Source organism: Streptomyces sp. 2323.1 (assembly GCF_900221035.1).
GTDB lineage: Bacteria > Actinomycetota > Actinomycetes > Streptomycetales > Streptomycetaceae > Streptomyces > Streptomyces sioyaensis.
Genome location: NZ_LT907981.1, coordinates 2628172 through 2642143 on the forward strand (window position 1 = coordinate 2628172; position 13972 = coordinate 2642143).

A 13972-nucleotide genomic window follows, 5' to 3' on the forward strand; every position below is an offset into this window, starting at 1 on the left:
CCAGGGCCCCGGCCGCCGGAGCCCCCCTGCCCCGGCCCCGGCGGCCGCGTCACAATGGCCGTATGGCTGATGCGATCCCGCCCATGGAACCCGCTCCTCCCCCGCTGTTGTCCCTGGCCGAGGTGGAGGCACTGGCCCGGCGGGTGCACTCGGGGCAGACCGACAAGGCCGGCCGCCCCTATGCCGAGCATCTGTCCGCGGTCGCGGCGGGCGTACGGGAGCGGGGCGGCAGCGAGGAGCAGATCGCCGCGGCCTGGCTGCACGATGCCATCGAGGACGGGGCGCTGAGCCGCGAGTGGCTGGCCGGCGCGGCGCTGAACGTGGCGACGAAGGCGATGATCCTGGCGGTCACCAAGCGGGCGGACGAACCGGTCGAGGAGTACACCGCGCGCATCCTGGCCACCCCCGGGGCGTTGCTGATCAAGGAGTCGGATCTCGCGCACAACGCCGACCCGGAGCGGCTGGCCGTACTGGACGCGCCGACCCGGCAGCGACTGACGGAGAAGTACGCACGGGTGCGGGCCCTGTTGGGGCTGACCGGGCCGTAACCGCCACCGGGACCGCGCCGTTCGGCACCGCGCCTGCGGTGCCCGCGCGGCATCCCTTCGGCGCCACGCCCACGGTGCCCGCGCGGCGTCCCCGGGTGCCGGCCGCTGCGCCGTCCGGCCTCCAAAGCTCTCCCCCGCCCCCTCCCCCTCCTCCCCCTTCGGGGGAGGGGGCGGGGGGTGGGTTCGGGGGTGGGGGGGACGGCACCCCAATTCCCGGGGTCCACACATCGGACGCCCGCACAGAAAGGTGTCATACGCAGCTAGTCTGCGGCGATGACCTCTCCGCAGCCTTCGCAGCCCCCGGAGCCCGCGCCGCCGTCCGCGGGGACCGCACCGCCTCCGCCCCCCGAAGCCGCCCGCGTGATCGCCGCCCTGGAGGGCGTCGGCGTCCGCCGCCACACCACCGGGCAGGTCATCCTCGACGCCGTCGACTGGACCGTACGGACCGGTGAGCACTGGGCGCTGCTCGGCGCGAACGGTGCCGGCAAGACCACCGTGCTGCGGCTCATCGGGGCGCTGATGTTCCCCACCGTCGGCACCGTCGAGGTGCTCGGCCACCGGCTCGGCTCGGTGGACGTGCGCGAACTGCGCGCCGTCATCGGCCTGGTCTCGGGCGCACAGAAGGTCCCGCAGGACGCGACCGGCCACACCGTCGTCCTGACCGGCGCGACCGGCACCGTGCAGCCGCTGTGGCGGAAGTACGACGACGCCACCCGTGAGCGCGCCCATGAGCTGCTCGCCGAGCTGGACTGCAAGGAGCTGGCGGACCGGCCGTACGGGGTGTGCTCGGGCGGCCAGCGGGCCCGGATCCTGATCGCCCGCGCGCTGATGGCCGATCCCCGGCTGCTGCTGCTCGACGAGCCGTTCAACGCGCTCGACCTGCCCTCCCGCGAGGACCTGATCGATGCGCTGCACCGACTGGCCGCGGGGCGGCCGGAGCTGTCGACGGTGACCGTCACCCACCATCTGGAGGAGCTGTCCCCGGCCGTCGGCCACGCCCTGCTGCTGCGCGACGGCCGGGTGCAGGCGCGCGGCCCGGTGGACGAGGTGCTGACCGGCGCGCGGATGACGGCCTGCTTCGGCCGCCCGATCGAGGTGTCGCGGCACGAGGGGCGCTGGCTGGCGCGGTCGGGAAAGCGCTGAGCCCCTGATCCGGGGCGGGGGCCGGTGCCTGCCCCGGGGCTCGTCGTCCGCCGTGCGGCAGGGCGGGGTACGACATCGGGAACTCGGCGTACGCAGCGTCGGGCAGGCGGCCTCAGGCGGCCCGGGTGAGTTCGGCGCGGCCGAACAGGAGGGCGTAGCCGGCGGGGAGTTGCCGGAGGATGCGGGTGAGCAGTCCCTCGCCCGCCAGGTCGGCGACCGCGGCGAGCACGGCGCCGGCGTCCCAGCGGACGGTGGCCGGGCTCGCGCCGGTGCGGGTGGCGAGGTCCTTGACGAAGCCCCAGCCGGTGAGGAGTTCGGTGGCGGGGATCTGCGCGGTGAAGAGGAGGGCGGCCTCGACGGGCAGCCGGGCAGCCAGTTCGACGCGTTCCTCGCCGGTCAGCTGACGGCCCAGGCCGGCCAGCACCAGTTGGGCGGCTTCCGCGGCCCGTTCGCGGGTCGGGTAGGCACCTTCGTACCGGATCCTCTCCAGCATCTGAGGGAACGTCATGGCCGGCACGGGCCGGGCCGTTTCCTGCTGCGCATCCATTGTTGCGGCGGTCGCCTTTCTCGTCTCAGGTGTCATGGGTCGGCCGGTGCCCGGCAGACGCCGGGCACCGGTGGGGCGGGATGTCAGATGGCCTTGGGGCGGCCGAAGAGGAGGTCGTAGCCGGCGGGGAGCTGGAGCAGGATCTCGTTCATGAGCTCGTCGCCCGCGGCATCGGCGGCCACGCTGAGCACGGCTCCGATGTCCCAGGTCGCCGTCTCCTCGGTGGCGCCGTCGATCCAGGCCGCGGTGGCGCGGACGAACCGCTCGGGGGAGAGCGGCTCGGCGGCCTCCAGCGGGTTGAGCAGGATCAGGGCGTAGGTCTCCGGGAGGCGCGCGGCCAGTTCGGTCCGCACCTCACCGACCAGATGTGCCCCGAGCAGGGCCAGGACCACGCGGGCCGCGCGTTCCGCTTCCTGCCGGGTCCCGTATTCGCCGCGTTCCTGGACCCGCTCCAGGAACGCTTCGCCTCGCAGGACCACCTCGGGCCACCCCCTTTCTCTTCGGGGGCGGAGGACGGGCACCGAAGGGGAGGGGTCCCGTCCTCCACCGCCGCGACGGGCCGGCGGCCTCGCTCACCCGCGGATCTGCCGGGGGGCGGATTCGCCGCCGATGCTGATCTTGCGGGGCTTGGCGCGCTCGGCGATCGGGATGCGCAGGGTCAGCACACCGGCGTCGTAGTCGGCCTTGATGTGCTCGGTGTCGAGGGTGTCGGCCAGGACGATCTGGCGGGAGAAGGCACCCAGGGGGCGTTCGGACAGCTCCAGCTGCACATCGTCGGCCTTCGCCACGGGCCGGCGCTCGGCCTTGACCGTCAGCATGTTGCGTTCGACATCGATGTCGATCGCCTCCGGGGTGACCCCGGGCAGATCGAACGCCACGACGTACTCGTCGCCTTCGCGGTAGGCATCCATCGGCATCGCGGACGGCCGCGACCAGGTGCCGGAACCGAGCAGCTGCTGGGTGAGCCGGTCGAGCTCGCGGAAGGGATCGGTGCGCATCAACATCGCGAAACACCTCCAGAGGATCGGGCAGTGACTGCCAATGCGCTTCACCTGTTCTCTGTTGTAGCATGTCGTCCAATGGATGACAAGCGAAACGTCATCGAATGGATGACGGACCGAGGAGGTCCCATGCCCCCGGCCGACAAGAGCGCACCCCCGCGGACCGGCAGCCCGGCCCCGGCCTCCTTTCTCGCCGCCGCGGCGGCATTGGAGGCCATCAACCAGGCCGTCCGCACGGCCCAGAATGCCGACACCGAGGAACCGCCGGGCTCCGACGAGGGTCCCGGACAGGCGCTGGCCTCCCTCCTGCTGCTGCGCGAGGTCCGCGAACAGCTCGACGGCTGGGAGACGGGTCTGATCGAAACGGCCCGGCAGGCGGGCGCCAGCTGGGCCGACCTCGCCCACCCGCTCGGCGTCGCCAGCCGCCAGGCCGCCGAACGCCGCTATCTGCGCCAGCGCCCCGGCCCCGCCGGAAGCACCGGTGAGCAGCGCGTGCAGGCCACCCGGAACCGCCGCGCCGCCGAGCGCACCGTCGTCGCCTGGGCCCGGGACAACGCGGCCGACCTGCGCCGCCTCGCCGGCCAGATCACCGCCCTCACCGATCTCCCCGCCGCCTCCCGGGGCCCCCTGGACCTTCTCGACGAGGCGCTCGGCAAGGACGATCCGGTCGGCCTCATCGCCCCCCTGACAGCCGCCCGCCCCCATCTGCAGCCGGGCCACCCCGACCTCGCCGCCCGTATCGACGTCTTCACCGGCCACACCGCCCGGCTCCGCGGCCACGGCAACCACCGGCGCCAGGGCACCTGAACCGCGGGCGGCGACGCTCGGGGGCGGTCCCCCGCCGGTACCGCGGGCGGCGGCGCCCAGGGGCGCCCCCCGCCGGGTGACGCGGGCGGTCAGTCGTCCGCCGCGCCCTCCGCGATGGCCGCCGCGACCTCCGCCGTACGGGCCTGCTCCTCGGCCGCGAAGCGCTCCGCGTCCAGCTTCTCGGCGAGTTCCTCGTCCTCGGCCATCAGCAGATCGAGGTTGGAGTCGCCCATCTCGAAGACGCCCATGTCCACATAGGCGCGCTGCAGGCGTTCGCCCCACAGTCCGATGTCCTTGACGCAGGGCACGATCCGGCTGAACAGCAGCTTCCGGAAGAGGTGCAGGAATTCGGAGTTCTCGGTGAATTCGGCGGCCTCCTTGGGCGGAATGCCGAAGTTCTCCAGGACCTCCAGGCCACGCAGCCGGTCGCGCATCAAGTAGCAGCCCTCGATGACGAATTCCTCGCGTTCGCGCAGTTCGGCGTCGGTCAGCTGCTGGTAGTAATCGCGCAGCGCCATGCGCCCGAAGGCGACGTGCCGCGCCTCGTCCTGCATGACATAGGCGAGGATCTGCTTCGGCAGCGGCTTGGTGGTGGTATCCCGGATCATGCCGAAGGCGGCCAGCGCCAGGCCCTCTATCAGCACCTGCATGCCGAGGTACGGCATGTCCCAGCGGGAATCCCCCAGGGTGTCGGAAAGCAGCGACTGGAGATTGTCGTTGATCGGGTAGAGCATCCCGATCTTCTCCTGGAGGAAGCGGCTGTAGATCTCGGCGTGCCGCGCCTCGTCCATGGTCTGGGTGGCGGAGTAGAACTTCGCGTCGAGATCCGGGACGGATTCGACGATCCGGGCCGCGCACACCATCGCGCCCTGCTCACCGTGCAGAAACTGGCTGAACTGCCAGGAGGTGTAGTGCCGGCGCAGATCACCGCGGTCCTTCTCGGTCATCTTGTCCCAGTACTTGGTGCCGTACAGGGACATGGACTCGTCCGGGGTGCCGAGCGGGTCCTGGGGGTCGACCTCCAGGTCCCAGTCGATCCGCAGCGTGGCGTCCCACTGCTTGTCCTTGCCCTTCTGGTAGAGCGCGAGCAGCCGGTCCCGTCCGTCGTCGTAGTCCCAGCTGAAGCGGGCCGCACCGGAGGCGGGCACCTTCCACACGGGGTCGCCTGGGCCCTGCACGTAGAGATCTCGGGTCGACACGGATGCCTCCTCGGCTCGCCAAACGCCTTGTCACGGGCGGTCGTTGGCAGGCTCACACGTTTCTTACCGACGGGTCAATAAGTCGTGCACAGGGGATTGACGAGCTTGCTGACAAGCAGTCTCATAAGAAGTGAACGCGGGTAACCCAGGAGCGAGGTAGCCACCCATGACGAGCGCGCCCACCGACATGACCGTGACGGACACCGAAGTCCTGCGGGACGCCCTCGGTCTGCTCAAGGACCGGGAACAGGTCGCCGAGCGGCTGCTCGACTCCTCCGCCCGGCACTCCTTCGACCCCGACACCGAACTCGACTGGGACGCGCCCCTCGAAGAGGGCAAGTGGTTCTGGCCGCCGGAGCTGGTCTCGCTCTACGGCACCCCGCTGTGGCGGAAGATGTCCCTGGAGCAGCAGCAGGACCTCTCCCGCCACGAGGCCGCCTCGCTCGCCTCGCTGGGCATCTGGTTCGAGATCATCCTGATGCAGCTGCTCGTCCGGCACATCTACGACAAGCCGGTGACCAGCGCCCATGTCCGTTACGCGCTCACCGAGATCGCCGATGAGTGCCGGCACTCCAAGATGTTCGCCCGCATGATCCACAAGGGCGGCGTCCCGGCGTACCCGGTCTCCCGGGTCCACCACAACCTCGCCCGCGTCCTCAAGACGGTCTCCACCACCCCGGGTTCGTTCGCCTGCACCCTGCTCGGCGAGGAGATCCTGGACTGGATGCAGCGGCTGACCTTCCCGGACGAGCGGGTGCAGACGATCGTGCGCGGGGTGACCCGCATCCATGTCGTCGAGGAGGCCCGGCATGTGCGCTACGCCCGCGAGGAGCTGCGCCGCCAGATGGTCACCGCGCCGCGCTGGGAGCGGGAGTTGACCCGTATCAGCTCCGGCGAGGCGGCGCGCGTCTTCTCCCTCGCCTTCGTCAACCCGGACGTCTACCCCCATGTCGGTCTGGACCGGCGCGAGGCCCTCGCCCAGGTCAAGGCCAGCGGCCACCGCCGCGAGGTGATGCAGTCCGGCGCCAAGCGGCTGACCGACTTCCTGGACGAGATCGGCGTACTGCGCGGCCCGGGCCGCAGGTTGTGGCGCCGCTCAGGGCTGCTGGCCTGAAGGATCCTTATGAACCGTCCAGTAACCGAGCGCCTGTACGAGGCGGAATCCGGGCCGGATACGCTGCTGTTCATGAACGGCAGCGGCACCGCCCCAGCAGTACCCCGACCCGCCTATCGCAGGCTGAGCGTCGAGCAACGCCGCAGCCAACTCCTCACCGCCGCGCTGGGCCTGTTCGCCCAGCGCGCGCCCGAGGACGTCTCGCTGGACGACGTGGCGACCGCGGCGGAGGTCTCGCGCCCGCTCGTCTACCGCTACTTCCCCGGCGGCAAGCAGCAGTTGTACGAGGCGGCGCTGCGCAGCGCCGCCGACATGCTGGAGCGCTGCTTCGCCGAGCCGGAGAGCGGCCCGCTCACCCAGCGGCTCTCGCGCGCGCTGGACCGCTATCTGGCGTTCGTCGACGAACACGACGCGGGCTTCAGCGCGCTGCTCCAGGGCGGCAGCGTCGTGGAGACCGCCCGGACCTCCGCGATCGTGGACGAGGTGCGGCGGGCCGCCGCCGACCAGATCCTGCGGCATCTGGGCGAGCCCGAGCCGGGCCTGCGGCTGCGGATGACCGTACGCATGTGGATCACCGCCGTCGAGGGCGCCTCCCTCATCTGGCTCGACGAGGACAAGCAGCCGGCCCTCGACGAGCTGCGGGACTGGCTGGTCGACCACTTCATCGCCCTGCTGACCGCCACCGCGGCCAGGGACCCGCAGACCGCCAAGGTGACCCGCGCGGCGCTGAAGCTGGAGGCCGCCGACGGCCCGGCCGGCGGGCTGGCCCGCCGCATGCTGCCCGTGGTGAGCGACGCCACGCACCTGCTGTGAGCTGCCGCCCCGCCGCCGTGGTGGGAGACTGACGGCGTGCGAAGCGAGAACACCCCGTTCGTCGGCGGGCCGCTGGACGGCCGGGTACTGCCCGTACTGGTCGGCATGACCGGACAGCCGCCGAAGACGTACGAGGTCCCGGTACCGGACGCCGGCGGGGGCCCGCCGGTGCGGCACGTCTACCGGCGCGTGCCGGGGCGGGTGGGCCGCCTGGGGCTGCCGCACGGGTGGCGCTACGAGTACGACCCGGAGGGGAAGACCTCCGGGGACGGGCCCAAGTGGCCCTGGCGGAAGCGGCGCTGATCGGGCGCCCGTCAGGGCCCCGCCGTGACGGGCCGCGTGCCGCGCCGACGGCCCCGGAAGGCACGACGGCATACGGCGGTGCACCCCGCAGCACCGGGGGCGCACCGCCGCAGGGAGATCAGCTCGTCAGCGACGCCAGGTAGGCGTTCGTCTTCTCCGGCTCGTAGAAGAAGTTCTCGAAGTCGGACGGGTCGTCGAAGCCGTTGGCGAAGCGGTCGGCGGCGGGCTGGAGCTGGCCGGCCGCGCCGATGAGGTTCAGGACGTGCTCCGGCGGCGGGCCCAGCATCGCGTTGGTCCACTTGGTGACGTGCTGGGCGGTGTTCCAGTAGCGGTCGAAGGCGGACTGCATCCACTCCTCGTCGAACGGCCGCTCGCCGCGCTCCACGATGGCGGACAGGTAGGACGCGGCGCACTTGGCGGCCGAGTTCGAGCCCTGGCCGGTGATCGGGTCGTTGGCGACCACGACGTCCGCGACACCGAGGACCAGGCCGCCGGAGGGCAGCCGGCCGATGGGGTTGCGCACGGTGGGGGCGTAGCGGCCGGCCAGGGTGCCGTTGGCGTCGGTCAGTTCGGCCTTGGTGGCGCGGGCGTACTCCCAGGGGAGGAACGTCTTCATCAGGTCGAGCGTGAGGTCGAGGTGCTCCTGGGGGTCCGTGACGCCCTGGAAGGCGTCCAGCGGGCCACCGGGTATGCCCTCCCAGAAGAGGATGTCGGCGCGGCCGGACGTGGTGAGCGTCGGCATGACGAACAGCTCGCCGACGCCGGGCACCAGGTTGCAGCGGACCGCCTCGAACTCGGGGTGCTCGGGGCGCGGGCCGACGCCGTGCACGTAGGAGACGGCGAGCGCACGCTGCGGGGCGTCGTACGGGGAACGCGCGGGGTTCCGGCCGAACATGGACACCAGCTCGCCCTTGCCGGCCGAGACCAGCGTCAGGTCGTAGCGGCCGGCGAAGAAGTCCAGGTCGGAGACGGCCGCGCCGTGGATGACGAGCTGGCCGCCGCGCTGCGCGAAGGTCTCCATCCAGCCGGCCATCTTCACGCGCTGGTCGACGGACTGGGCGTAGCCGTCGAGCCGGCCGACCCAGTCGATGGCGCGCTGCGAGCCCTCGGGCGCCTCGTGGCTGCCCGGGGCGGCGACCGAGACGCCGAGGCCCTCGATGCGCGGGGCCTGGCTCTCCCAGAAGTTGATCTGCAGATCCCGCTCATGCTGGAGCGCGGTGTGGAACATGCACTGGGTCGACATCACCCGGCCCGCGCGGATCTCATCGGCGGTGCGGTTGGACATGAGGGTGACCTCATAGCCCTTCGACTGGAGGCCGAGGGCCAGCTGGAGACCGGACTGGCCGGCTCCGATGACGAGTATTTTCCGCATGGCGGCACTCTTCTCTGCTACTGCGGTTGTTCGGGGGTGAAGTGGGGGGTGGCAGGGTGCCCGGGGGGAACGGGCTGCTCCGGAGACCGTTACTCGGGTGCGGTCTCCAGGGCGTGGCCGACCAGTGCCAGCAGTGCCTGGATCACGGTGGTCCGCCGGCGCGCATCCATGATCACCACGGGCACGTGCGCGGGCACGGTCAGCGCATCGCGGACGTCCTCCACGTCGTAGGTGTCGGTGCCCTCGAAGTGGTTGACCGCGACGACATAGGGCAGTCCGCAGCTCTCGAAGTAGTCCAGCGCCGGGAAACAGTCCTCAAGACGGCGGGTGTCGGCCATCACGATCGCACCGATCGCACCGCGCACCAGGTCGTCCCACATGAACCAGAAGCGCTGCTGTCCGGGCGTGCCGAACAGGTACAGCACCAGCTCCTGGTCGAGGGTGATCCGCCCGAAGTCCATCGCGACCGTGGTCGTGGTCTTCTCCGGGGTGGCGGTCAGATCGTCGGTGTCCTCGCTGGCCTGGGTCATCACCGCCTCGGTCTGGAGCGGGGTGATCTCCGAGACCGATCCGACGAACGTGGTCTTGCCGACGCCGAAGCCGCCCGCCACCACGATCTTGGTGGCGATCGGCGCCTGCGAACGGTCCGTCTGCCAGCTCTGCAGCCCCGCGTCGGCCGCGGCCGCCGGGTCGCCCTGACCCACGGATCCGGCGGTCGCCGTCGTCCCGGCCGATATCGTGTCAGAGCCTGTGAAGTCCACTCAGCACCCTTTCGAGCAGCGCGCGGTCGGGCCGGCCGGAGCCGTGCCCGGTGCCGTAGACGCGAATCTTTCCCTGGTCGGCGAGGTCGCTGAGCAGTACCCGGACCACGCCCAGCGGCATCTTGAGGAGCGCGGAGATCTCCGCAACCGAGCGCATCCGGCGGCACAGCTCGACGATCGCCCGCATCTCGGGCATCACCCGGTCGCCCCAGCCCCCGGAGGTGAGCTCGCGCCGCTCCTCGGGCGCCTCCAGGGCGGCCACGAACGTCTCCACGAGCAGCACATGGCCAAATCGCGTCCGGCCGCCGGTGAGCGAATACGGCCGTACGCGCGAGGGTTTCCGGTCCCCGCCGCGGACGGGGAGTTTGGGGGTACTCACTGGGCGCTCTCCATCGACTTGCGCAATTCACTGCGGAGTTCGGGGGTGAGGACATGTCCGGCCCGGCCGACGAACAGCGCCATGTGGTAGGCGATGACGTTCATGTCGCAGTCCGGGGTGGCATGCACGCCGAGCAGCGAACCGTCGCTGATCGACATGACGAACAGGCTGCCCTCGTCCATCGTGATCATCGTCTGCTTGACCGCCCCGCCGTCCATCAGCTTCGCGGCACCGTTGGTCAGACTGCCGAGCCCGGAGACGATGGTGGCCAGATCCGCGCTGGAGCCCCGCGGCCCGGCGCGCTCGCCCGGCCGGGCCTCGTCCTGGCTGCGGTCGGGGTCGGAGGACAGCAGCAGCAGGCCGTCGGAGGAGACCACCGCGACCGAGCGGATGCCCGGCACCTCCTCGACGAGATTGGTCAGCAGCCAGTGCAGATTGCGTGCCTGGCTGCTCAGGCCTTGTCCGTAAGCAGTGGGCGCTTGCGCATTCAATCGCGTGCCTCCTCGACAACGTGGCTCTCTCCCGGGGCCCCCGCTCCGTCGGTGTCCGTCTGTGGGATGGTCTGCTCCGTTGTACGTTCCGCGATCTCGGCCTCGACGTCGCGTCGGCCGACTCGCGCCCCCGCCTGGAATCCGCCGAGCCGGCGCCGCAGCGCCTCGGCGTTTGCCGCACCGCTCTTGCGCGGGGCGACGGGCGCCTGCTGCTGCGCCACCACCTTGGGGCTGCGCTTGGGCAGCCCGGTGGCCGTCCGCCGCTTCCCGGTGTCCGGGGCGGCGGCGGTCTCTGGGCCGGCCGGTTCGCCGGCCGCCGGCGCCCCGGCGGGCGCCGCGGCGTCGGTGGGTACCGCGTCAGTGGGTGCCGCGTCCGTGCCGGGCCGGGTGTGCTGGTCCGGCCCGATGGCGTACGGGTCGGACGCGGGCTCGGCCTCGGGACCGGGGGCCGGGGCGGCGGGCGCCTGGTCCGGGCGCCCCTCGTCCTCGGCCCGGAAGTGGTCACCGGTGCCGTGGGTGGTGGCGGCGTACGGTCCGGGCGACTGCGGGCCGTACGGGCTCGGTTCGGACGGGGAGTACGTGGTCGGGCCGGACGGCTGCCCGTCGGGTGCCGGTCCGTCCGCGCCGATCCCGGCGGCGTCGATCGCCCGCTCCGCGGCGGCGACGAACGGGTCGGCTTCGGGTGCCGGCGCCGGAGCCGGGGTGGCGTCGCGGCGGGGTTCCGGAGCGGCCGGGTGCCCGTCGGGGCGCTCGGTGTCCGCGGCCGGTGTGCCCTCGTTGCCGGCCGGGGCCGCGGCGTCCGGCGTGCCGTGCAGCGCCGCCGGTTCCGTGCGCGCCGCCCGGGCCGGCAGGGCGTTGGAGTTCGCCTCGGCGACCGAGCCCGGCAGGCCCGGGGAGTGCGCCAGGTCCGGGGACGCGGCCACCGGGGGGCCCGACGGCGCCGGGCGGGTGGGCAGGATCGAGCCGGGCAGCACGATGACGGCGGTGACGCCGCCGTGCTTGGCGTCCCGCAGCTGGACCCGGACACCGTGCCGGGCGGCCAGCCGCACCACGACGTACAGCCCCAGGCCCAGCGCCTCGTCGATGGTCTCGGAGGACGAGGCGGCCTCGACGTCGCAGAGCCGCTCGTTGAGCTCGGCCATCCGCTCCGAGGTCATCCCGATGCCCTCGTCCTGGACCGAGAGCATGACCTCGCCGCTCTCCAGCAGCCAGCCGGACAGCTCGACATGGGCCTTCGGCGGGGAGAACGCGGTGGCGTTCTCCAGAAGTTCGGCGATCAGGTGGCTGAGGTCGTCCGCGGCGAACCCGGCGACCTGGGAGTGCGGCGGCAGCGACTGGATGACCACCCGCTCGTAGCGCTCGATCTCGCTGATCGCGGCGCGCAGCACGTCCAGCAGCGGCACCGGCCCCTGGTGGTTGGTGCTGTGCTGCTCCGCGCCCGCCAGGACGAGGAGGTTCTCGCTGTTGCGGCGCATCTGCGCGGCGAAGTGGTCCAGCTTGAAGAGGGTTTCCAGCCGCTCGGGGTCCTGCTCGCTCTCCTCCAGCGACTCGATGACGCCGAGCTGGCGCTCCACGAGGCCCAGGGTGCGCAGCGAGAGGTTGACGAACCGGCCGTGCACCCCGTTGTGCAGGGCCGCCAGCCGCTCGGTGAGATCGGCGATCTCCTCCTTGAGCGTCTCGCCCTGCTCCTGGAGCACCTCGCGCTCGGCGACCAGCCGCTGCCGGCCACCGATCAGCCGCTTGCGCTCGCCCTCCAGTTCGGCGGTGCGCCGCGCCAGCTCGCCGACCTGGGCGTGCAGCGCATTGACGGACCCCACGGCGGCGGCGAATTCGTCGTTGCGGCCCTTGTAGCTGAGGGGCTCCTCGTGTGCGGGGTCGGCGGCCAGCCGTTTGGCGCCGAGCCGCAGCGCGGCGAGCGGCTGGGTCAGCGAGCGGGCCGCCCAGACGCCGGCGCCGACGGCCAGCAGCAGGCACAGCGCCTCCAGACCGATGCGCAGCTCCAGCTCCGACACCGCGTCGTCGCGCAGCGTGCCGAGCCGCTGGACATCGGTGGTGGCCATGGCCGATTCGACGCCCCGCATCAGTCCGATACGGGTGGTGAGGGCGGCTTGCACCCGCGAGCGGCTGAGCCGCAGATCGGCCGCGTCCAGCCGGGGCTGGTCGGTCAGCCGGGTCAGATAGCGCTCCGCGGTGGCGACGTCGGCGCCGTTGACGGTGCTGTCGTAGCGGTCGCGGGCGCGCTGGCTCGCGGCCTGCTCGAAGTCGCCCAAGGCGCCCTGTTCACGGGTGTGGGCGACCTGGGCGAGGGTGGTCAGCCGGGGCTGGCTGCCGCCCGCGGTGAGCCCGGCGAGCAGCAGGGCGCGGGTGCCGGCGGCCTCTTCGGTGGCGCGGCCCAGCGCGGGCAGCGCGCGCAGGTCGGCGTCGGCGGCGTCCGCGCGGGCGGGCAGTCCGCGGGCGATGTCGTCGCTGATCGCGCCGAGCGCCTGGAGGGCCTGGGTGTAGGCGCCGTAGATCCGATCGGCCGATTCGGGCCCGGACAGCGCCTTTTGGCGGATGTGCGGGAGGGTGGCCAGCAGCTTGGCGGCGGAGGCGTAGACGGCGGTGTCACCCGAGGCGTCCTGGGCCTCGGTGCGCAACTCGCCGATCTGCTGGTCCACCCGGGCGCGCTGGGCCCGGGAGACCGTGGCCGCCTCGCTCCCGGCGCCGGGCCGTGCGCCGCCGGTTTTGGCGGTACGGCTGCCGCGCACGGCGGCGTAGGCGGTCATCCCGTCGCGTTCGTCGGCCAGGGAGTGTGCCAGGGCGATGGCGCGGACGTTCAGCTCCGCCAGATCGACCAGTTGCTGACTGCTGGTGGCGTCGTCGGCCGTCGCCGTCAGGCCGGGGGCACCGGCGCCGAGGACCGCGACGGCCACGACGGCCACCGCCCCGACGAGCCGGTTGCGCACCCGCGCAGGACGGCGCCCCGAGCCACCGTCACCGGCCATGCCCTGTCCCTTACCAGGAGCCGAGTCCGCGCCCGGTCCCGCGATCGAACCGGCCGGTGATCCCGGCTTCCCTGCGCCGCCCCGAAGCCGCATCTTCCGCACCGCTGCTCGCATTCCTGTCTCGCCTGCTCACGCCCTGTGGCGTCGCGGACCCGGCTCGCTCTCCGCTCGCGGGGCGGATCTGCGCGAAAACCGCAGCAACGCACACGTCCGCGAGGGGAAACAGCCCGGCTCTGCGCGTCGCGACGAGCGTCCTGGCCCACCCCATGATCCGGGCAACGACCATTCCACCGGCGCCGCGCAGTGGCTCGGCAACACATGCCCGGCCACCTGAACGAGTGAACATCAATCGGAGTTTGGCCATCAACTTCCGCACGCGAACGTTTTCGGCCGCAACCCCTGGCAACCCCCGGACGGGTTTGGAGATGCGTCCGGGTCCTGGCAGGATGCGCGCCCGCATGCCGCCGGGCCCCGTCCACACCATCCCTGCACAACCGCCCCCGCACGTAC

The 13972-nt window shown here is 72.3% G+C and carries 15 protein-coding genes; 6 read left to right on the forward strand and 9 right to left on the reverse strand.

The genetic code is table 11. The annotated features are described in order from the left end of the window. Positions 1 to 62 precede the first annotated feature (62 nt). Positions 63 to 548: an HD domain-containing protein gene (locus CPH93_RS10630; protein WP_231977263.1), complete on the forward strand. Its 486-nt coding sequence runs from the start codon at positions 63 to 65 to the stop codon at positions 546 to 548. Between the two features lie 360 nt (positions 549 to 908). Beyond that, positions 909 to 1691 carry an ABC transporter ATP-binding protein gene (locus tag CPH93_RS10635; protein WP_093485162.1) on the forward strand — a complete coding sequence of 261 codons (783 nt, stop codon included), beginning with the start codon at positions 909 to 911 and terminating at the stop codon, positions 1689 to 1691. Between the two features lie 112 nt (positions 1692 to 1803). Here the strand turns inward: CPH93_RS10635 and CPH93_RS10640 are convergent, their stop codons facing one another. The 3 genes from CPH93_RS10640 to CPH93_RS10650 form a co-directional block, all read right to left on the reverse strand. Continuing rightward, positions 1804 to 2238 carry a DUF2267 domain-containing protein gene (locus CPH93_RS10640; RefSeq protein ID WP_093485161.1) on the reverse strand — a complete coding sequence of 145 codons (435 nt, stop codon included), beginning with the start codon at positions 2236 to 2238 and terminating at the stop codon, positions 1804 to 1806. Positions 2239 to 2321: 83 nt separating this feature from the next. After that, positions 2322 to 2717, reverse strand: coding sequence for a DUF2267 domain-containing protein (locus CPH93_RS10645; RefSeq protein WP_093485160.1), 396 nt, complete (start codon positions 2715 to 2717; stop codon positions 2322 to 2324). Between the two features lie 93 nt (positions 2718 to 2810). Beyond that, complete coding sequence (locus CPH93_RS10650; RefSeq protein WP_096212637.1) at positions 2811 to 3242, reverse strand: Hsp20/alpha crystallin family protein; 432 nt, start codon at positions 3240 to 3242, stop codon at positions 2811 to 2813. Positions 3243 to 3368: 126 nt separating this feature from the next. Here CPH93_RS10650 and CPH93_RS10655 point away from each other — a divergent pair, with 126 nt between their 5' ends. Beyond that, positions 3369 to 4046, forward strand: a complete 678-nt coding sequence (locus CPH93_RS10655) for a type III effector protein (protein ID WP_096212638.1) — start codon at positions 3369 to 3371, stop codon at positions 4044 to 4046. A gap of 89 nt (positions 4047 to 4135) precedes the next feature. Here CPH93_RS10655 and CPH93_RS10660 read toward each other — a convergent pair whose 3' ends face one another. Continuing rightward, positions 4136 to 5245, reverse strand: a complete 1110-nt coding sequence (locus CPH93_RS10660; RefSeq protein WP_093485157.1) for a ferritin-like domain-containing protein — start codon at positions 5243 to 5245, stop codon at positions 4136 to 4138. Between the two features lie 166 nt (positions 5246 to 5411). On the opposite strand from CPH93_RS10660, the gene CPH93_RS10665 reads away from it, so the two are divergent. The 3 genes from CPH93_RS10665 (at position 5412) to CPH93_RS10675 (ending at position 7475) form a co-directional block, all read left to right on the forward strand. Continuing rightward, on the forward strand, positions 5412 to 6359 hold the full coding sequence (locus CPH93_RS10665) for an AurF N-oxygenase family protein (RefSeq protein ID WP_096212639.1): 948 nt from the start codon (positions 5412 to 5414) through the stop codon (positions 6357 to 6359). Positions 6360 to 6431: 72 nt separating this feature from the next. Beyond that, positions 6432 to 7172 (forward strand): TetR/AcrR family transcriptional regulator, encoded by a 741-nt coding sequence (locus tag CPH93_RS10670; protein WP_051006962.1) that lies wholly within the window; start codon positions 6432 to 6434, stop codon positions 7170 to 7172. Positions 7173 to 7208: 36 nt separating this feature from the next. Beyond that, positions 7209 to 7475: a hypothetical protein gene (locus CPH93_RS10675; protein ID WP_093485155.1), complete on the forward strand. Its 267-nt coding sequence runs from the start codon at positions 7209 to 7211 to the stop codon at positions 7473 to 7475. Between the two features lie 118 nt (positions 7476 to 7593). Here the strand turns inward: CPH93_RS10675 and CPH93_RS10680 are convergent, their stop codons facing one another. The 5 genes from CPH93_RS10680 to CPH93_RS10700 all read right to left on the reverse strand — a co-directional run bounded on the left by CPH93_RS10680 (position 7594) and on the right by CPH93_RS10700 (position 13462). Beyond that, complete coding sequence (locus CPH93_RS10680; RefSeq protein WP_006603129.1) at positions 7594 to 8847, reverse strand: styrene monooxygenase/indole monooxygenase family protein; 1254 nt, start codon at positions 8845 to 8847, stop codon at positions 7594 to 7596. 89 nt (positions 8848 to 8936) lie between these two features. Then, positions 8937 to 9551 carry a GTP-binding protein gene (locus CPH93_RS10685; protein WP_093485153.1) on the reverse strand — a complete coding sequence of 205 codons (615 nt, stop codon included), beginning with the start codon at positions 9549 to 9551 and terminating at the stop codon, positions 8937 to 8939. 37 nt (positions 9552 to 9588) lie between these two features. Further along, a complete protein-coding gene (locus tag CPH93_RS10690; protein ID WP_040898351.1) occupies positions 9589 to 9987 on the reverse strand; it encodes a DUF742 domain-containing protein in 399 nt (132 codons plus the stop codon). Beyond that, the gene (locus CPH93_RS10695) at positions 9984 to 10478 is read right to left on the reverse strand and encodes a roadblock/LC7 domain-containing protein (protein ID WP_093485152.1); all 495 of its coding nucleotides are present in this window, start codon (positions 10476 to 10478) and stop codon (positions 9984 to 9986) included. Before CPH93_RS10695 ends, CPH93_RS10690 begins: the two co-directional genes overlap by 4 nt. Continuing rightward, positions 10475 to 13462 carry a sensor histidine kinase gene (locus CPH93_RS10700; RefSeq protein WP_231977264.1) on the reverse strand — a complete coding sequence of 996 codons (2988 nt, stop codon included), beginning with the start codon at positions 13460 to 13462 and terminating at the stop codon, positions 10475 to 10477. The genes CPH93_RS10695 and CPH93_RS10700 overlap by 4 nt, the downstream gene beginning before the upstream one ends. Between the last annotated feature and the right edge of the window lie 510 nt (positions 13463 to 13972).